The organism is Dyadobacter frigoris (genome assembly GCF_005280585.1).
GTDB lineage: Bacteria > Bacteroidota > Bacteroidia > Cytophagales > Spirosomataceae > Dyadobacter > Dyadobacter frigoris.
This window is the reverse complement of the sequence record NZ_SZVO01000002.1, coordinates 652,620-672,189: the sequence shown is the minus strand read 5'-3', so window position 1 is coordinate 672,189 and position 19,570 is coordinate 652,620. Positions and strand designations below refer to the sequence as shown.

The 19,570-nt window shown below is 38.7% G+C and carries 13 protein-coding genes; 3 read left to right on the top strand and 10 right to left on the bottom strand.

The window, feature by feature from the left end:
- Position 1: 1 nt before the first annotated feature.
- The 3 genes from FDK13_RS06465 to FDK13_RS06455 form a co-directional block, all read right to left on the bottom strand.
- On the bottom strand, positions 2–436 hold the full coding sequence (locus FDK13_RS06465) for a putative toxin-antitoxin system toxin component, PIN family (RefSeq protein WP_137339163.1): 435 nt from the start codon (positions 434–436) through the stop codon (positions 2–4).
- Positions 426–647: a type II toxin-antitoxin system VapB15 family antitoxin gene (vap15, locus tag FDK13_RS06460; protein ID WP_137339162.1), complete on the bottom strand. Its 222-nt coding sequence runs from the start codon at positions 645–647 to the stop codon at positions 426–428. The genes FDK13_RS06465 and vap15 overlap by 11 nt, the downstream gene beginning before the upstream one ends.
- Positions 648–711: 64 nt before the next feature.
- Entirely contained in the window at positions 712–6,684 is a 5,973-nt protein-coding gene (locus FDK13_RS06455; RefSeq protein WP_170982727.1) for an alpha-2-macroglobulin family protein, read from the bottom strand.
- 362 nt (positions 6,685–7,046) lie between these two features.
- Here FDK13_RS06455 and FDK13_RS06450 point away from each other — a divergent pair, with 362 nt between their 5' ends.
- Both FDK13_RS06450 and FDK13_RS06445 read left to right on the top strand, forming a co-directional pair.
- Positions 7,047–8,117, top strand: a complete 1,071-nt coding sequence (locus FDK13_RS06450) for an efflux RND transporter periplasmic adaptor subunit (protein WP_137339160.1) — start codon at positions 7,047–7,049, stop codon at positions 8,115–8,117.
- Between the two features lie 55 nt (positions 8,118–8,172).
- The gene (locus FDK13_RS06445; RefSeq protein WP_137339159.1) at positions 8,173–11,286 is read left to right on the top strand and encodes an efflux RND transporter permease subunit; all 3,114 of its coding nucleotides are present in this window, start codon (positions 8,173–8,175) and stop codon (positions 11,284–11,286) included.
- Between the two features lie 6 nt (positions 11,287–11,292).
- On the opposite strand, the gene FDK13_RS06440 is transcribed toward FDK13_RS06445, so the two are convergent.
- The 6 genes from FDK13_RS06440 to FDK13_RS06415 form a co-directional block, all read right to left on the bottom strand.
- On the bottom strand, positions 11,293–11,691 hold the full coding sequence (locus FDK13_RS06440) for a putative toxin-antitoxin system toxin component, PIN family (protein WP_137339158.1): 399 nt from the start codon (positions 11,689–11,691) through the stop codon (positions 11,293–11,295).
- Positions 11,688–11,918, bottom strand: coding sequence for a DUF8507 family protein (locus FDK13_RS06435; RefSeq protein WP_137339157.1), 231 nt, complete (start codon positions 11,916–11,918; stop codon positions 11,688–11,690). The genes FDK13_RS06440 and FDK13_RS06435 overlap by 4 nt, the downstream gene beginning before the upstream one ends.
- 49 nt (positions 11,919–11,967) lie before the next feature.
- The gene (locus FDK13_RS06430; RefSeq protein ID WP_137339156.1) at positions 11,968–13,071 is read right to left on the bottom strand and encodes a fatty acid desaturase family protein; all 1,104 of its coding nucleotides are present in this window, start codon (positions 13,069–13,071) and stop codon (positions 11,968–11,970) included.
- Positions 13,072–13,297: 226 nt separating this feature from the next.
- A complete protein-coding gene (gene metK, locus FDK13_RS06425) occupies positions 13,298–14,578 on the bottom strand; it encodes a methionine adenosyltransferase (RefSeq protein ID WP_137339155.1) in 1,281 nt (426 codons plus the stop codon).
- 237 nt (positions 14,579–14,815) lie between these two features.
- Positions 14,816–15,694, bottom strand: a complete 879-nt coding sequence (gene lipA / locus FDK13_RS06420) for a lipoyl synthase (protein ID WP_137339154.1) — start codon at positions 15,692–15,694, stop codon at positions 14,816–14,818.
- A 72-nt stretch (positions 15,695–15,766) separates the two neighbouring features.
- Complete coding sequence (locus FDK13_RS06415) at positions 15,767–16,531, bottom strand: hypothetical protein (RefSeq protein ID WP_137339153.1); 765 nt, start codon at positions 16,529–16,531, stop codon at positions 15,767–15,769.
- 282 nt (positions 16,532–16,813) lie between these two features.
- Here FDK13_RS06415 and FDK13_RS06410 point away from each other — a divergent pair, with 282 nt between their 5' ends.
- The gene (locus tag FDK13_RS06410) at positions 16,814–18,088 is read left to right on the top strand and encodes a 3-deoxy-D-manno-octulosonic acid transferase (RefSeq protein WP_137339152.1); all 1,275 of its coding nucleotides are present in this window, start codon (positions 16,814–16,816) and stop codon (positions 18,086–18,088) included.
- A gap of 53 nt (positions 18,089–18,141) precedes the next feature.
- Here FDK13_RS06410 and FDK13_RS06405 read toward each other — a convergent pair whose 3' ends face one another.
- The gene (locus FDK13_RS06405; RefSeq protein WP_137339151.1) at positions 18,142–19,365 is read right to left on the bottom strand and encodes an ROK family transcriptional regulator; all 1,224 of its coding nucleotides are present in this window, start codon (positions 19,363–19,365) and stop codon (positions 18,142–18,144) included.
- Positions 19,366–19,570: the final 205 nt, after the last annotated feature.

Below are 19,570 nucleotides of genomic sequence, written 5' to 3'. Positions count from 1 at the left end.
TTCAGTTTTGTATTTCTCTTCCATTCATCACTTCTTCGAACTTTGCGGGAGTTAGTATAACGGCAGTTTTAAAAGGATTATGCTCAAACAAATCTTTGTCGCCCGTTACCAGATAGTCAGCCTTAGAAAAATCGATTAGATCCAGAAGGAAATTATCCTTTGGATCTCGGTTTATAAAATGTTTTGGTTCGATTTCGACTTGCTCAGCAATTATTTCCCAAAGCTCAATTAGCTCATTAGCATTTTCTTTCGGGAAATATTTTTTCAATTTTTCTCGTCTGGTAACGTCCCTGATTTCTCTTAAAAGTTGCTGTGTAACAATAATAATGAGCTCTCCGGAAATAATATATTTCTTGATAGTGGAAAAGCGTTTACCGATAAGAAAACTTATCCAAACATTAGTGTCAAAAATGACTCTAATGCTTTTAGCTTTCATATATCTGTTGTCTTACAATTTCAGATTCTTCGTTAATTGTATCCAGACTAAGTTCGTCAGTTTCAACGGTTCCAAGTAATTTTGAAAGCTTGGATTCAATGGCGTCTTTTTCAAGTTCTTTTGAAAGCAATGCTTTTTCATTCACTGGTAGTTGTTTTACCATAGCAAGCACCTGATCAAGGGTTATATCTACCTCTAATAGCGATTTCATAACTTTTTAGATTTTATCAAATTTGCAAATAAATGTCAGTTTATCAAGGTATTACAGTTAGATTTTACCGCCCAACCCCAACCCGTATCCCTTCACTATGTCCTGAAAATCCCGGGGCATACATACATTCAATATTTGTAATTCCATTGGCAAAATTCCCGTCGTGTGTCACAAAAAGCGGGTACTCAAAAACGTAAGTTCCTCTTCTTAAATGATCAAAAAAGAAATCGGTGCTGGCATCTCTTGTGCTTTGATAATAGCCCAATCCTCCCTGCCATTGATAGCCGCTTAGCACATTTACGGGTTCAAAAGCAGCAGCACGCAGATCTTTCATGTGAACATATTCCATGTCACGATCGGCTCGAAGTTCGATGCGCACGTTTATTTTATCTCCAACATGAAGTTTGTCGCCATCTTTCACGAGCGTAAGCACCGGACCTTTATCCGAGTTTTTTTCTATGAAAAGCTTTTTAGACAATTTCAACGAAGTTTCTGCGGATGTTACTTTATCAATATTTTCAAAATATTGCCAGTAAACGGCGCCCCAGCCGGGAAGGTTGGATGACGAATTTGTGTTCATATCAACTTTCACATTTCCCATTTCAGGTTTCACTTTTGCTCCGTCAATAATCGTCTTGAAATATCCTGTTCCCGCTTCTTGTTTCTGATCGGATGATTTCAAACTCAATTCTCCCAGATTTAAAGTAACCGAAGATTCTTGGTTTAAAATGTCAGATCCTTGTAAAAGCAACGCATAACAGGCTTCCGCAGTTGCTTTGGTACTTTCCCAATTATTGGTTTGTTTGTTTTTCAACAACCAGGTTTTTAAGTCATTTACAGTTTTGGTGTCGTTGGTTATTTCCTGAAAAGCTTCAATTAACAACGCTTGTCTTTCGATAGGAGCCTCGTACCACCACCAGCCTTGCTGATTACTTTTCCAGTACATTCCTGTTTCTTCATTCGTGATCGCTGTTTCTTTTAACGATTTTAAAATGGCTTTCGGAATTTCTTTTTCATTGGTTCTGTAAAGTGCCAGAGCCGTAAGTCCCTGGATATATTTGGATTGTGCCAGCCAGGAAAATTTTGCCCGTTCGCGGAAATAATTCCAGGCTTTTTGAGATGTTTTTGGTATTTCAATTTCAGGAAAAAAGCTGCGCATGTACAGGTATTGAATAGCGCTTGGGCTAGCCGAAACTTTGTTTAAATCAGCTTTCTCTTTTACCAGTAAATCGTAATCTTCTTTTATTTTTTGATCAAGAAACTGAATGCTTTTACGTATCAGCCTTTCCATCTTTTCATCTGGTTTTTTATTCTGGGTATTTACTTTTCTCAGATGACCCATCCCCGACAAAATATACTGCGTCATATACCGATCATCTGGTCCACCTTTAAACCAGCTGAAAGCACCATTGGTATTTTGCATTTGTTCAAGTTTTGCAAAATTGGATTGCAGCTCATTGCTGATCTTGTTCAAGTCAAATAACAAAGCAATATTTTTCTTTTGCTGACTCTCCGTTTTCGCTGACAGCACCCAGGGTGTTTCTTCCAATAAAATGGATTTCAACTCCCGGTTTTTTTGCAGATTGCTAAGCAGCGTCGTTGTATCTTCTGTCCGCCAGGTTTCAAAAACTTTGGAAATAGGTGGCGACAAACTGACAATATTCGCCGCAAGTGCATTTGCATAATACCGGTTCCAGATCTGTTCCGCACAATCAAAACGGCTTTCCGCAAGATATGGTAATGCCTGCACTGCATACCACGCCGGATTTATTGTAAACTCAGCAGTAAGCGATTGGTTGGTTAATGTTTTGGAATTTCCTGAATTAATCAGTTTTTCAAATTTGTAATCCTTACTTACATTTCCTCTGATCGATAATGGAAGTGTTTCTATAACTAAAATCCTATTGCTAAGAACCGGCAAAAAGTTTTCTTCACCATCTGAGTAAGCGCCAGATTTTGCGATGATCCGCCATGTCAATGTTTTGGTGAAATTTTCGGGTACTTCAATCTGGAATTGTAATGTTTTACTTTCTTTACCTTTTAAAATAAACGATTGTGTAAGCGAAGTATTCTTAAAAATATCATCGACTGATTTATTCGTTTCTGTATCAAATAATTGGAAGGTAATCGTTCCGCTAAGTTCTTTCTCCGAAAGATTTACAACTTTTGAACTGAAAGAAATTTTATCTCCTTCCCGCAAAAAACGTGGTGCATTTGGTTGAACCATCAGATCTTTCTGGGTTACAATTTCCTTTGAGCTGTATCCCAAAGCCAGTTCTTTTGTATGCGCCAGTGCCTGAAATTTCCAGCGTGTCAGTGCTTCCGGCATGGTGAATGAAAATTCAATTTCTCCTTTTTCGTCAGTAAGTAAATCCGGGAAGAAAAAAGCGGTTTCATTGAAATTTTTACGAATGTTATTAATCTCAAGTTTGGTTTTTTCATTTTCCGATGCCTGGTCAGGTGCTGCCTGCATAGGAGCTACGCTGCCTTTCATTTGACGACCGTAACCCAACATAGGTGCCTGATTTACTGAACGTCCTCCCACCATTATTTTATCAGCAACTACCGCTTCCTTCCTCTCCACTCTTGAACCTTTGCTCAGAAAATTTACTCTGTTGTAGAAACTTTCCCACATAAAAGCGTCGTATCTCTTATCCAGTGTTTTACCGGAGGTAGAATAATCATACTTCACATTCGCACTTTCAAATGAGAAATTTTGATAACTGTTCCATGGTTGTAAACCGGCAAACATCTTCCAAATAGCAGGTTTATTCCATTTGTGTGGATAAAACTGATCAAGCGAAGCGTCATACATACTGGCCAGCATTTCGGCTGCAACCTTTTCCTTTTTAAAACCTGAAAGTTTTACCTTCCATTTTTCCTGACTGCCCGGTAAGGTATTGTCCCGGAAAGAAACGTATTCAATTTTTAGATCTTTATTAGTCCAGGGCACCTGTATAACGTCGCTGAAAGAATAAATTCTGTTGTGTTTTATAAATAGAAAATCAACACCATAACCGCCACGGTCACTTTCGGTAGCCGAGAAATCTAAAATTCGTTTTTCATCATTTAATGGAAAAAATGTAAATGTTTTGGCTTTATTTTCATTCCGGTTGGAACTGCTGATTACAAAAATATTTTCTGCTGAGGTGCCAATTTCAATCGTCGTCTTTTCCCCAGGCTCAATGGATTTGCTACTTTTTGTTGACAAATATTCCGCGCGATTGATTTTATTCTTATCAGGATCTGTTAACTCAATATATTTTAAATCCTTCACTTGTTCACCGGATTTATCGACGGTGCTAATTTCAATTTTGTAAAAACCAGGTAGGAATTTGGTTTCGGAAAGTTCGAAAGGTTTGTCCTTAACCAGTTTTTCCGTTTTTTCAAAAGCTACATTTTCTTCCGGCCAGCTTTCCTGATCAGATTCATTGTCATATTCATCATTTGGGAAAAGTGAAATGAATTCTGTTTTTGGCATAATAAATAAGTCCGGACGTTGCCACAATCGTTTTTTAAGTAGACGTGTTTCAGGTTTAAGTCGGGTGATTTTTACTTTTACATCAGATGTGCTAAACTCACCATTCATATTTTCAATTTGAATAGCGAGATTTTTTAAACTGTCTGCCTGAATTTTTTCCGGAACATCCGTTGTTAACATGATCGACTTATAACCCACAGAAACTGTCGTTTCACCACTTCTAGTCTCACCATTGTTATCTGTAATATCTGCATAAATAGTATAGTCAAAAACCGGCTCCGATTTTTTATTTATTTTCAAATCCGGAATGGCATGAAAGAAAATTAGAAATTTCCCTGACTGATCCGTTTTGGATTCCCTGTGAGAAATTTCCATGGGTTGTGCTGGCTCAAACCAGCGTTTGGATAACCATGGATAAATAAATCTGGCGTTTCTAACAACCCGGTACGAAACTTTGGCCCCGTCAATGGCATTTCCTGCATAGGCAATCGCAGTTCCAGCTATCTGAATGGAATCGTTTAATTGATATGTAGCTTTAAGGGTATCGTAAGCGACAGAGAATTTCGGCCTCTTGTATTCTTCTACATGAATAGACAAATTCATACGGTCGTCAACATAAATGAAAAATTCTCCGTTTAACGAATTCTGAGGTAATTGGAATTTTCCTGAAAAACTACCGTAATCATTGACATGCGCAATTATTTTTTCAATTTCTTCTCCATTTGTATTTTTTAAAACAACCGGGATGTCAGAATCTTTATCCAACCGGCTCAGAAGTGAATCACCTTTTGAAACAATTCCCTTGTAATAAATTACTTGTCCGGGGCGGTAAATACTGCGGTCTGTAAAAAGGTATGTCTGTCGTTTAATCGGGGCATTGAAATTCGGCCGGCGGTAATAAGTGTAAGCCTGAGATTGTTGGAAAAGTTTATCTTTTTCGTACGTTATTTCCAGTAATTCTGTAACAAGATTATCGGGTTCAATATTCTTTTTTCTAGTAAAATAACCATAGAAGTCGGTTAAGAATAAAGTACTATTCAACTTTAAATAACCGTCAATAGAACGATCGTAGCGAGTCTCCCAAATTCGGACTTTGGCTTGGGAAAGTGGCTGCCCAGTTTCACGGTTCAGGACAAAAAAGTTGTCACCCTTTTGTACGTAACTTATATTAGACACATAAAATAATCGGGTACCAATAATGGTTTTTGGATTTTCAAAATCAGGATTGTCTGCTGCTATTAGAAAATATTCACCGATAGGCAAAGCGTCAACCTTGATTTCAAGACTATGCTCCTGATAATCTTTTGTATCGGGCAAGTTTTGTTCCCAGGTTCGGATGGGCGAAGCGAGATTTAAGGCATGCAAGTTTTCAGGAGTAAGTCCTTTTTGCATTTTAACCCGGATTTCATCCGTAGCACTAATAATCCGGAGGTAAAGTTTTGTGGTATTTTTATATTCCAGGCGCACAAGAAATGGTTTTCCGGGAATGGTTACCGTCTCGGTCATGTATTGAAGACTTTTATGCTGAATCGTTTGCAATAAATTATAAGCATTAACCCCACCTTCCGTTTTCGGATTTTGTTTGATGATCTTCTCGCAAATTTCTACTGCTTTTACTTTTTCAAAGCGATTCGTTGTGTCCTTATTTGCGTTATAATAATCACTTTTTTTGTTATGCCATTCAGCGATTAAATACCACGCCTGTGCAGCCGCTGGCGTATTTTGGTACTGATTCGCCACATGATTAACCGACATGAAATACAATTCGTCACTATCCGGATGTACAGATTTTTGCTTTACATATTGCAAACGCTGCAAATCTATATCGATGAGTGCATCAGCGGTTTTGTCATTGACATGGAAAGCAATTAACTTTTGATACAATTTCAATGCATAAAATTCCAGTGACGTGGTATCCTTTGTTTCAAATTTCCTGTAAATAAAATCTGTTGCGGGATCATATGCCGAAGCGCTGTTTATTTCGAAAGAATAAGCCGGTTTTTTAATATTTCTTTCGTCCGAAGAAAAATATACCAAAGCTTCCTGCGCTAATAAATCGTATAAAGTCGGGCGTAATTTTCGGACGTTTCCTTTGGTAATAATGACATTGTAACCTTCGAGTGAAGTTTGTTTTAATAATTTTTCCTGACTAATGGAATGCAGATATAAGGTTGATATCTTTTCATGAAAATCGTCCGTCGTCCAGGTACTGATATCCTCTTTTATGAATTCTTTGGTAGCCGTCCGGTCATAAAGCTGCCAGCGTATTTGCTGATAATATTGATAATACTTTTTTGCCAGCAAACTAGTCAATATTGATTTTGCAGGTTCTTTATTGGTATTAATTTCTTTTTCCAGTTCTGTTATGGAATTAATCTCTGCGTTTTCCTGATTCTGACTTTGCAGGTCAATCATATAAATCACAGCCTTGATGACCTGGGCTTCCTGATTTTCTTTTTTTGCAAGCTGATATATTTTTTTTACTTCTGTCAAAGCGGATTGAGACAAACCCTTGTCGGCATAGTTCTTCACACTTTTCCACTGAGCTTCGTACATTTTATTCAGATTTTGACTTCTGACGTTTTTATTGAAAAAACATAAAAAAATGATAAAACTGAATAAGAGAGGGGAGGTTGAAAATTTCATAATTTGTGTGATGAATTTGATAATTTCTTCTTCAACGATTTTCGTTACAATTCGGTATCCTATGAAATGTAATGAAAAGTAAAATCAGTTTTAACAGTATTTATCTGAAAGAAATCATTTTTAATAAATAACGGTCACATATATTAATCTGTTGAGAAAGTAAAAAAGTAAGCCATTGTCCCTTTGTGCAATATGAAGTATCTTTAAATTGCTATTTTACGGAAATATAATTTTTATATATACAAATTGCACAGAATTTAGTTTTATCCTCTATGCGTACAGTAATTTTAATCGGTACTATTATTATCGTCCTTGTTCTTGGGAAAATTTATGTTTTTCCAAAGTCTGAAAGTGAAAAATCCGGTGGTTCGGGAAGTGGGGGAAAAGGGGAAGGGAAATCGGCCGGATCAGGGGCGATTCCAGTGAATGTTTATGTGGTTGGCATGGAAACGATCGACAATCAAATATTCGCATCAGGAACTGTATTGCCAAATGAAGAAGTAAATCTGATGGCGGAAATTTCAGGTCGTCTTGTCAAACTGAATATAAAGGAAGGTTCGTATGTTACAAAAGGGCAATTGATCGCTAAAATAAATGATCGCGAGCTTAAAGCACAATTGCAAAAAGTGGAGTTCAATCAGGATCTTGCCCGTAAAATAGAACTTCGCCAGCAAAAACTTTTGAAAGTTGAAGCCATCAATCTGGAAGAATATGACGTCACTTCCAATAATATCAGAGTTCTCGATGCTGAAAAGGAAGTCATTGAGTCTCAGCTTGAAAAAACAGAAATTCGCGCTCCTTTCAGCGGCAGGATCGGATTGAAAAACATTAGTGAAGGTGCATATATGGCCCCGGGTACGTCCATCGTTACCATGATTCAAAGCAATCCGATCAAGATTGATTTTACGGTTCCCGAAAAATACACTTCCAATATTCATGTCGGCAGCGCAATTACATTTAATCTTGATGGTGATGTTTTCAACTATTCGGCAAAAGTTATTGCGCTGGAACCAAAAGTGGATGAAAATCTTAGAACGCTGCGTATCCGTGCCATTGCGGAAAATCCATCCGGAAAATTTGTTCCGGGTATGTTTGTCAAAGTGAAAGCAGCGCTGGCCGCCAATCACAAAGCGGTAATGATTCCGACGGAAGCCATTGTGCCGGTTTTGAAAGGGAAAAAGGTTTTTATTGTGAAAAATGGAAAAGCTACGGAAGCGATGGTGACGACGGGGTTACGGACGGAAAAGAAAATCCAGGTTCTGGATGGATTGCAGCAGGGCGATTCCCTGATTACTTCGGGTATTATGGCCATTAAGCCAAATTCTCTGGTTAAGGTAAATTGATTTTCGGCATTTTAAGACTTACTGCGGTATCAGCCGCTCCTAATATTTATTTTCTATGAGTATTTCAACGCTCTCCATCAAGCGGCCGGTTTTAGCCATTGTGATGAACCTTCTCATCATTTTATTTGGTTTTCTCGGGTATAAGTTTTTGGGTATGAGGGAATTTCCGTCTATTGACCCGCCGGTGGTTTCTATCCGGACAAGTTATACCGGTGCAAATGCCGATATCATTGAATCCCAGATTACGGAACCGCTGGAAAAACAGCTGAATAGTATTGAAGGGATAAAATCGATTAATTCTACCAGCAGCCAGGGCACGAGCCAGATCACCGTTGAGTTTGACATTGGTGTGGATATGGAACGTGCCGCGAATGATGTTCGCGATAAAGTGGGTTCTGCATCACGGACTTTGCCGCTGGATATTGACGGGCCACCTGTTGTTGCGAAAGCTGATGCAAACTCGGAACCGATTATCGTACTTACGTTTAAAAGCAGTACCCGTTCGCATCTGGAGGTGAGTGATTATGCTGAAAACGTAATTGCCCAACGTCTTCAAACGATTGAAGGTGTGAGTGAGATCCGGATATTTGGTCAGAAAAAATATGCGATGCGGATCTGGATGGATCCGGTGAAAATGGCTTCATTAGGTGTGACAACGCAGGATGTAAAATCTGCTTTGGATAAAGAAAATATAGAATTGCCAAGCGGGAAACTGGCTGGTGATAATACCGAATTGACGGTAAAAACAGTGGGTCGTTTTAAAACGGAAGATGACTTTAACGAAATGATCGTTAAAAATACAACGACGCAAACAATCCATTTAAAAGATATTGGTTACGCGCAACTTGGTCCGGAAAATGAGGAAACTATTTTGCGGCTGGATAATGTACCGATGATCGGTCTGGCGATTTCTCCGATGCCGGGTGCAAACTACATCAATATTTCAGAAGAAGTAAACAAGCGGCTGATCGAGATTAAAAAGGAACTTCCAAAAGATTACGAACTGGGTACGCTGATTGACAATACCATTTTTGTAGAGCGTTCAATAGAAGAAGTTGGAGAAACTTTACTGATCGCGATAGTACTTGTAGTAATCATTATTTATCTGTTTTTCCGCGACTGGCTTATCGCATTCCGGCCTTTAATTGATATTCCGGTTTCCCTGATCGGTACTTTTTTCGTGATGTATATCATGGGATTTTCGATCAATGTATTAACGTTACTTGCGATTGTTTTGGCAACGGGTTTGGTTGTGGATGATGGGATTGTCGTCACTGAGAATATTTTTAAGAAGATAGAGGAGGGCATGCCGCCGATTGAAGCGGCGATTAAGGGTTCTAACGAAATTATTTTTGCTGTACTTTCTACCTCGATAACACTGGCTGCGGTATTCCTTCCTGTGATTTTTATGCAGGGATTTGTCGGGAAGCTTTTCCGGGAATTCGGGATTGTGATTTCGGCTGCGGTACTTATTTCTGCTTTTGTTTCGCTGACGCTGACACCGATGCTTAATGCTTATCTGGTACGAAAAACACATAAGAAGAGCTGGTTTTATGAAAAGACCGAGCCTTTCTTTGAAAGTTTGACAAACAATTATGGGCAAGCCTTAAACTCATTTTTGAAGGTGAGATGGGTTGCTATCCCGCTGATTTGTTTGACTTTGGGAATGATCTGGTTTTTTGGAAAAGATCTGAAATCAGAATTAGCACCTTTGGACGACCGGAACTGGTTCCGTTTGCAGGTTACAGCTCCAGAGGGATCTTCTTTTGAATTTACCGATAATTATGTTCAAAATATTGGACAGATGCTGATGGATTCAATGCCTGGAAGAAAAGGTTTGATGCTGATTACTTCACCCGGAAATTCAGGCTTAGGAGCTGCCAATACCGGCAGCGGAAGAATTGCACTTACGGATAGAATGCAACGTAAGGAAACACAGCAGGAAATAGCAGATTATATCACCAAACAATTGAAACGTTATCCGGATGCCAAATCCTTCATCGTTCAGCAGCAAACCATTGCGGTGGATTCAAAAGGCGGACTTCCTGTACAATATGTAATACAGGCGCCTGATTTTGAAAAACTGCGCGAATATCTTCCCAAATTTATGGAAGAGGCTTCGAACGACCCGACTTTCGCTATTACAGATGTCAACCTGAAATTCAGTAAGCCGGAATTGCAAATTGTGATAGATCGGGAAAAAGCAAAATCATTAGGAATCTCCGTTCAGGATGTGGCACAAACGATGCAGTTTGCTTTTGCTGGCCAGCGTTTTGGTTATTTCACAATGAATGGTCGCCAGTATCAGGTTATAGGCCAGTACGATAGGGCGAACCGCGATGAACCGCTGGATTTGAAAAGTATGTTTGTGAGAAGTAGTAACGGAAGTTTGATCCAGCTTGATAACATTGTAAAAACCGTAGAAGAAAGCAGTCCGCCGCAACTTTTCCATTTTAACCGTTATATGAGCGCGACTGTTCAGGCTTCCTTAGCTCCGGGCAAAACCATTGGAGACGGGATTGCTGCGATGGACAGGATTCGCGATAAACTAAAAGATGAAGCGATTCAAACTTCACTAAGTGGTTCTTCACGGGATTATGCGGAAAGTTCTTCAAATACGATGTTCTCGTTTTTCCTTGCTCTGGTATTGATCTACTTTATTTTGGCAGCACAGTTTGAAAGCTTTATCGATCCGTTTATTATCATGATCACTGTACCGTTGGCGATCGGCGGCGCGGTATTCTCTCTTTGGTATTTCAATCAAACGCTAAACATTTTCAGCCAGATCGGTATGATTATGCTGATTGGATTGGTAACCAAAAATGGTATTCTGATCGTTGAATTTGCAAATCAGTTAAGAGAAACCGGACTTGGTATTAAAGAGGCGGCTTTGGAAGCAGCAACGCTTCGTTTTCGACCTATTTTAATGACGAGTTTAGCGACAATTCTGGGGGCATTACCCATTGCTATGGCACTTGGTTCCGCTGGTAGGAGCCGGATGTCTATGGGGATTGTGATTATGGGTGGTTTACTTTTCTCACTGGTTCTGACACTTTACGTGATTCCAGCAATGTATACTTTCCTTTCAAGAGAGAAGGATTTTGACAAAATGAAAATGATAGAAAAGATTGCCAGGGAAAGCGAAATTGATGAGCAGGCACATGTGTAGGTGAGATTAAAACTTAAAGTCGACTAACTTTATGCAATTTACAGCAGGAAAAGGTATCGACTTTAGGATTTTGAAATGATGATCATTCGTAATGATTACGTCTGCATTGGAAGCAACATATGCATCTACGAATTTGTTATCATCAGGATCTCTGTCAATTAATAGCCAATTGAAAGAAATAGGATTTATTTTGATAACATTCGGAAGGTTAACAAGAACTTTAAGAATTAGGTCTGCATAATCCGCGGAGTAGAAACGAGCTAATAACTCCTCGTATTCGGCTAGTATTTCGGTTGTAACCACCCATTCTAGTTCGCCTGCTAAAAGAGCGTCATAAATCCAACGGAAAGATGATTTTTTGGGGACAACTACGAGGAGACAATTTGTATCTAAGACTACTCTCATGAATTAAGAGAGTCTGAAGAAGGTGTTGGATTAAGGATACCAAGCATTTTCTCTTCACTAAATCCTTTTTGTTCCCAAATTCCATCCATAAGCTTGTCAGCTTTTTCAGCATAGAATCGGGCAATCATACGTTGGATTTCTATCGTTTCTTCATTTGAAACGTCACGTTCGCTAAAAAATCGAAGCAGGTGTAATTGGATATCAGAAAGTTTTTGTGAATGAGCCATAAAAGTATGTTTTAATGGAACAATACTTAAAGTTACTAATTATCAAATACTAAACCAATTCAAAGCCGGAAGTCCTGGTCCCCATCTGTCTCAGCATCCTGACGTGTGATCCAAGTGCATTAATAAAATCAGATTTTGCATTATAATCCAATCCAAATTCCTTAGCTGTCTCGCGTACAATCGGAGAGAGAGCGTGATAGTGAATGTGCGATATAGAAGGAAATAAATGATGCTCAATTTGGTAGTCCAGCCCGCCAATATACCAGGAAAGAAATCTGTTTTTACCGGCAAAATTTGAAGTAGTTTGTAACTGATGAACCGCCCAGGCATTTTCAATACTTCCGGCATTATCCGGAATTGGCTGATCCGTTCCTTCAACGACGTGAGCCATTTGAAAAACAGTACTCAAAATAAGTCCTGCCGTACAATGCATAGCCATAAAACCGATTGCCCATTCACCAAAAGTGATAGAAGTAAAAGCGAGCGGAAGTACACAAATGAAGAGAACATAAGCCATTTTACTTACAACCAAACGAATCAATTCCTTTCTTGGATAAGGTTTTGTCATCCCCGATTTTGACATTTCATTGAACAATGAAATTTCTTTGAAATCTTTCCATAAAAATGAAATTGTCATCAAACTATATAGGAAGAAAGCATAAATGTGCTGGAAGCGATGGATATATTTTTGTTTTTCCTGATAGGATAAGCGCAGCAGAAATTTTCCTGTAATATCTTCGTCAACCTCGTGTATATTGGTATATGTATGGTGAAGCCTGTTGTGCTGAACTTCCCAATTGTAGGCATTTCCTCCCAAAAGATAAATGGAGCCGCCAAAGATCTTATTCAGAATATTAGAAGTTGCTAAAGAACCATGAATGGCATCATGCATCACGGACATGCCCACGCCAGCTATTCCTACGCCCATAATGACGGATAAACCCAACATGGTAAGGTCATTGAAAGAACCGGAAAGAATTAATATATAAGGAATAACATACAGGCTCAGCATAAAAAAAGCCTTATAAATTATTTTGTTACCTCCTGTTTTGGACAGCTCGTTTTCAGAAAAATAAAGATCAACTCTTTGTCTTAGTGTGGGAAAGAAAGTGGATTTTTCTTTGTTAACAAATTTGATTTTCTGATGCTGCATAAAGGGTTAATTGGTCAAGCCATAAAGAAGAATAATTTTTATCCGGCTCTACAACAACGAATGGAAGGTCTGATTATTAGTCAAAAATACGCAATTAATCTGCATTCAGGAGAATTGTTCTAAATAATTCAGATAATTAATAGTAAAGTAACATGGAGATTGAACTTTTGAAAGCAAAAAAGGCCGACAGAGTTGCCGGCCTTTTTCTATATAAATAACGTTTTGCTTAAAGAGCAAAAGCTTCTTTGATTTGATCTACAAAGTCAAGTTTTTCCCACGTAAACAGTTCAACCTCAACTTCTTTTTCTTCTCCATTAGCGCTTCTGAAAGTCTTTTTAACGATTTCGTTTTTACGACCCATATGACCATACGCAGCAGTTTCTGAATAAATCGGGTTACGAAGTTTCAAACGTTGCTCGATTGCATAAGGACGCAAATCAAAGATCTTTTCAATTTTCGAAGCGATTTCTCCGTCATGACCAGCAACTTTCGAAGTTCCATAAGTATTGATGTACAAACCACATGGCTGAGCAACACCGATCGCGTAAGAAACCTGAACAAGTACTTCGTCGCAAAGTCCGGCGGCTACCATGTTTTTTGCAATATGGCGTGTTGCGTATGCCGCAGAACGGTCAACTTTGGAAGGATCCTTTCCAGAGAAAGCACCACCACCGTGAGCACCTTTCCCGCCGTAGGTATCCACAATAATTTTACGGCCAGTAAGACCGGTATCACCATGCGGTCCACCAATTACAAATTTTCCTGTCGGGTTGATATGGAAAGTAATATGATCAGTGAATAGTTTTTGCAATGACTCGGTCAATTTTGCTTTAACACGAGGAATTACAATCGTAATAATGTCTTTTTTGATTTTAGCAAGCATTGTCGCTTCTTCATCAAAATCATCATGTTGTGTTGAAACAACAATAGTATCAATACGCAATGGAACGTTTTCATCACTGTATTCAATCGTTACCTGAGATTTTGCATCAGGACGAAGGTATGGAATCAGTTCAGGCTCGTTGTTGCGGATATATGACATTTCCTGAAGAATCTTATGCGCAAGATCCAAAGCAAGAGGCATATAGTTGTCAGTTTCACGTGTTGCATAACCGAACATCATTCCCTGGTCACCTGCTCCTTGTGCATTTGCTTTTTCTTCAAAAGATTCCGTTGCAACAGCACGATCAATACCCTGGTTAATATCAGCACTCTGATCATGGATCGCTGATAATATTCCGCATGAGTTCGCTTCAAACATGTACTCACTTTTTGTATATCCAATTCTGCGGATTACTTCACGGGTGATTTTTTGTACATCAAGGTAAGTATTCGTTTTTACTTCTCCTGCCAATACTACTTGTCCTGTTGTAACCAAAGTTTCACAGGCAACTTTACTGTTTGTATCCCAGGCTAAAAAATTATCAATCAGTGCATCTGAAATCTGGTCAGCTACTTTATCGGGATGTCCTTCAGATACGGACTCCGAGGTAAATAGATATGGCATAGTATGTACTAGGTTTTATGTAATTCTTTAATTTATAATGATAATAACCGTACTCCGATTTGAGCAACAAAATTGAATTTTTTTAAGACATTAACCAAATATTACGCATGGAAAAATCGATAAGTTGTCCATATTAAACAAATTTTAAGAATATAGTTTTGAAACGTTATCAAATAATGAAGCCTGATTTCGCGTCGGGCGAAATCAGGCTTCATTATTTCTATACTAAACTAAAAATTAAATAGGCACATTCACATGACGTTCAGCATGGTAGCTTGAACGTACCAACGGGCCTGATTCAACATATTTTAATCCACGTTTTAAGCCTTCTTCTCTGTAATTGTCAAACATCGCAGGAGTAATCCATTCAATCACTTCATGATGCATTTTGGTTGGCTGTAAATATTGTCCCAAAGTCAAAATGTCTAGTCCATGAGCAACAAGATCATCTATCGCTTTGTGCACTTCATCCTGCGTTTCTCCCAAACCAAGCATTATACCAGATTTTGTACGCTGACCAAATTCCTTAGTCCTTTTAATTTGTTCCAGACTGCGTTGGTATTTCGCCTGCGGCCTTACTGAACGATACAAACGTTCAACCGTTTCCATATTGTGAGAAACGACTTCCTGTCCTGCTTCAATCATGTGGATCAGCGCATCCCAGTTATTTTTAACATCAGGGATCAAAGTTTCAATAGTCGTTTCCGGCGTATTTTCTTTCACCTGACGTACCGTTTGATACCAGATTTCAGCACCACGGTCTTTCAGCTCATCCCGGTTTACAGAAGTAATAACGGCATGTTTTACCCCCATCAGTTTAATTGCTTCTGCCACACGGCGCGGCTCATCTGCATCATATTCATTAGGGCGGCCTGTCGCTACGGCACAAAAACTACAACTACGCGTACAAACATTTCCCAAAATCATAAAAGTAGCAGTACCAGCTCCCCAGCATTCACCCATATTCGGGCAGCTACCGCTCTCACAAATTGTATGTAATTTATAATTGTCAACCAACTGGCGAACCTTGCGAAATTCAGGTCCTGCCGGAAGTTTTACTCTTAGCCAATCCGGGCGTTTTTTGCGTTCGGAAGGTATCACTGGAAGTTCAATCATGATTTCTAATCAAAGTCAATAACCATCAGAAGGTGTCAGCAACCGATGTAAATATTATATAAATTTAACGACTTATTTTTTGCTGCCAAAATAGAGTGTGATGTAACCGGATGTGTAGACGCTTTTATTCTCTGCGTAACCCATAATTTCAATCTTACGGGTAAATCCTTCTGCTAAAAATCCAATTTCAACACCAGTCACATTTTCTCTGAATGCGCTAAGTTCAAAACTTAACGCAGCTTTTACATGTAAACCAGGTACTACTTTACTTTGTCCAAAACCTGAGAAAAAACTGCCCACACCTACAAAATTTTCATAAGGATCTACCGTGGAATTTGGATCGATTTTAACTGGTACCGTTTGCACCCTTCCTCCTGAAATCTGTTTCTGGATCATGTATGGTTTTTCAAAACCTATCGAAGGCCCCGCCGCAACAATAGCGCTGATTGAAATTCCTTCGTCGTCATGTCTGTTGAAAAGTGCGAGTTCGCGACCATATTCAGGTCTTAAAACAAACAGGTAATTTTCTTTTCCAAAAGTAAAACGGGCACCTGTATTAAAACTCTGGGCTTGTTCTTTCGGGTGTTTTACATTCACAAGTTCCACTGCCAGATAGCGGTACTGGTTTTTGCCAAAAAGTGTTGAAGACATCAGGTTTGATTTCCGAAATACCGCTCCTCCCAAAATCCCGGAGTTGGTGTTTGTTGTTAAACCGAAAGAAGTGAAGGACTTGTAAACTTCTTCGGAATCATCTGCCTTAGCCTTGCGCTGGGCATATATATCCGTGGATAAAGTAACCAGAATACAGATCGAAAGTAAAATTTTTACACGAATCATATTTACGCGAATATATCTCTTGATGATATTATTTAATGTGCGAATGGGAAGTGAAATTACGAAATATAATTATATCCACCTGTATCCGGATTTCACATTAACGGTTTTTTGTACATTTATGTTCTTTAAACGAAAAAAGAATAAAAAACGGCTGTTTAAGTAACGATTTATTTAAGGAATTTTCGTTTCGGAATTGTAAGTTAAGATAGCGAATTTTCGTGGTAATCATGACATTTTTATCGAAGTAAATATTAAATTTTCATTTCAGTTATCCCGCTTATTTTGTCAGAATTCCTATATCAGCAGGCGATGAATGCCTTTTCCGGAGCCATGAAAATGGCAACTTTGTTTAGTCCTAAAATTAAACTGGGCGTTGAAGGCCGTAAGGGACTGATTGAAAAGTTAAAAGCTGTTTTGCCGGGATTAATAGAGACTCGTCCCGTTGTATGGTTTCATGCAGCTTCTTTGGGTGAATTTGAGCAAGGGAGGCCTGTTATGGAACAATTTCGTAAGGAATTCCCCGATTATTTTATCCTTCTTACGTTCTTTTCTCCATCCGGATATGAGATCAGGAAGAATTATTCAGGCGCCGACTATGTATGTTATATGCCGCTTGATACAGCTAAAAATGCAAGGGATTTTGTTGAAATTATAAAACCCGAAATCACGTTTTTTATCAAATACGAATTCTGGTATAATCATCTTGCTGTTTTAAAAAATAGCGGATCCCGTATACTTTCGTTTTCAACAATTTTTCGACCCGATCAGATTTTCTTTAAAACCTATGGAGGTTTTTATAGAAAAATGCTTCGCTATTTTGACCATTTATTTGTTCAAAATGAAGAATCTCTGAAACTGATGCACCAAATTAATATTTCTGCCTGTTCGCTGGCGGGGGATACCCGGTTTGATCGTGTAAGAAGTATTGCATCAAGTGTTCGGCAATTACCTGAAATTGAGTCATTTTTGCATAATTTTCCTTGTCTCGTAGCAGGTTCGGTTTGGGAGGCTGATATGGTTGAATTAATTCCGGCTTTAAATCAGGCTGAACAACCGTTAAAAGCGATCATTGCACCACATGAAATTGAAAAAAATCAGATGGAAAACTGGCGAAAATCCCTGAGTGGGAAATCGATGCTTTATTCAGAATATAAAAAACTTTTCGACGCTTTCGCTGAAATTCAGCCTTTTGATTATCTGATTATTGATAACATCGGAATGCTTTCATCATTATACCGATACAGTGACATAGCTTATATTGGCGGTTCCTTTGGCTCAGGATTACATAACATTCTGGAAGCAGCTACTTTTGGAGTTCCCATTCTTTTTGGGAATAAAAAGTATCAGAAATTTCAGGAAGCTTTGGATTTAATTGAAGAAGGAAGTGCGAAAGCAGCGTCCGATACGAATGAAATTAAACTTTACCTGACTGAGTGGATAAACGAACCTGCAAAGCGTAAAATCCTGGGTGTAATCAGTGAAAATTATGTGGCATCGCAGACAGGGGCAACAGAACTTGTCATGAAAAAGGTAAGAGATATTCTGGGCAGCAAATAAGAAAAGGGGGTTAAGAGCGAATCAATTCATCTTCTTAACCCCTTTTATGATTTTCAAGAAAATTCCTTCACAATTAGATGCTCAAATAAGTGAGCTTGTGTACCAAGTAATCGTGCTTTTGGACCCAATTTGGAAATGTGCAGGGATAAAGTATTTTTAAAGTCTGACAAACAATATTTATTGATAGCCTGCTCAATCGGATTGGAAATAAACGGACCAGCTTCTGCCAGCAATCCACCGACAATAATCACCTCAGGATTAAATAAATGGACTGCTGTGGCTAATCCTTTTCCTAATTCTGTTCCAACGGTACTTAACAGATCGATCGAAAATTCATCTCCCGCGTGAACGGCTTCTATAATGTGGCTCGTTTCCAGAAGGTCCAGATTACCATCTACAATTTGTGATAAAATCGTAGCGCGACCATTTTTGATTCCTTCTTTCGCCTGGCGTATCAAAGCGAGCGCAGACGTAATGGTATCAAGACAACCGATTTTTCCGCAATGACAAAGCAGTCCGTCGGGTTTTACCTGAATATGGCCTAATTCTCCTGCAAATCCGGAAGCACCATTAAAAACTTCTCCATTTAGCAAGATACCAAGACCAACACCCCAGTCAATATTGATCGTTAAAACCTGTGACTTATTTACGGCATAACCAAAACGGTGCTCACCAATCGTCGTTGCTTTTGTATCATTAAAAAGACAAACCGGTAAATTAAAATGCTTTTTTAAGTAAGCTACCAACGGAACACCGGGTGGTGTCAAATTCAAATATGTCAGGTTAACACCTTGTGTTGAATTTATCAAACCAGGCATTGAAACGCCAATTCCCCATAATTTTGAATAGGGAATGTCATGGAATTTTAAAAAAATATCGGTTTCCTTAAAAAGTTCTTCAAGAAAGGTAGATGAATCGTCCAGTTTTATATCCACCTTGCGCTTCACAATGATCTGATTGTGAAGATCAAAAATAACAAGGTGCGTATCATGGCGGTTAATATCCATGATCAGATTCAAATATTTTTTGCTGTTTAAGCCATATAAAACAGGAGGACGGCCCGCTCTTGCCGGACCTGTGCCGGTTTCTGTGATCCAGCCCTCACGCATCAGTTCATTAACGATACCGGTTGCGGAAGGTATACTGGCGTGAAACAAACGGGCCATTTTATTAATGGAAGTATCACCAGATTGGTAGAGTTCTAGTAATAAATTACTTCTGAGGCGGTTTTTTCTAATATCGATAACGGAGTTTGGCTCTTCAACAGCGGAATTCATAGCATATTTTGAAATGTGGTAGTAAGGTTCAAAGACGATTACCAGCCAATAATGGGTGAAGTCGCGGGACTAATATATAAAAAAATATACGAAAACACCGAATTTTATTAAAAAAACTTAATATATCATTCGGAATATATTTTAATATTATACCATTATTGAAGAAGAAAGGCCAATTAACGAGAAAAACTACTTGATTAAAAGT

Excerpts from the sequence above, each read along its gene's own strand:
- FDK13_RS06450 (WP_137339160.1), top strand. The coding sequence starts at position 7,047 with ATGCGTACAGTAATTTTAATCGGTACTATTATTATCGTCCTTGTTCTT.
- FDK13_RS06405 (WP_137339151.1), bottom strand. The coding sequence starts at position 19,365 with ATGAATTCCGCTGTTGAAGAGCCAAACTCCGTTATCGATATTAGAAAA.
- FDK13_RS06455 (WP_170982727.1), bottom strand. The coding sequence starts at position 6,684 with ATGTACGAAGCTCAGTGGAAAAGTGTGAAGAACTATGCCGACAAGGGT.
- FDK13_RS06435 (WP_137339157.1), bottom strand. The coding sequence starts at position 11,918 with ATGGCTCATTCACAAAAACTTTCTGATATCCAATTACACCTGCTTCGA.
- FDK13_RS06440 (WP_137339158.1), bottom strand. The coding sequence starts at position 11,691 with ATGAGAGTAGTCTTAGATACAAATTGTCTCCTCGTAGTTGTCCCCAAA.
- FDK13_RS06465 (WP_137339163.1), bottom strand. The coding sequence starts at position 436 with ATGAAAGCTAAAAGCATTAGAGTCATTTTTGACACTAATGTTTGGATA.
- lipA (WP_137339154.1), bottom strand. The coding sequence starts at position 15,694 with ATGATTGAACTTCCAGTGATACCTTCCGAACGCAAAAAACGCCCGGAT.
- FDK13_RS06430 (WP_137339156.1), bottom strand. The coding sequence starts at position 13,071 with ATGCAGCATCAGAAAATCAAATTTGTTAACAAAGAAAAATCCACTTTC.
- metK (WP_137339155.1), bottom strand. The coding sequence starts at position 14,578 with ATGCCATATCTATTTACCTCGGAGTCCGTATCTGAAGGACATCCCGAT.
- FDK13_RS06415 (WP_137339153.1), bottom strand. The coding sequence starts at position 16,531 with ATGATTCGTGTAAAAATTTTACTTTCGATCTGTATTCTGGTTACTTTA.
- vap15 (WP_137339162.1), bottom strand. The coding sequence starts at position 647 with ATGAAATCGCTATTAGAGGTAGATATAACCCTTGATCAGGTGCTTGCT.
- FDK13_RS06445 (WP_137339159.1), top strand. The coding sequence starts at position 8,173 with ATGAGTATTTCAACGCTCTCCATCAAGCGGCCGGTTTTAGCCATTGTG.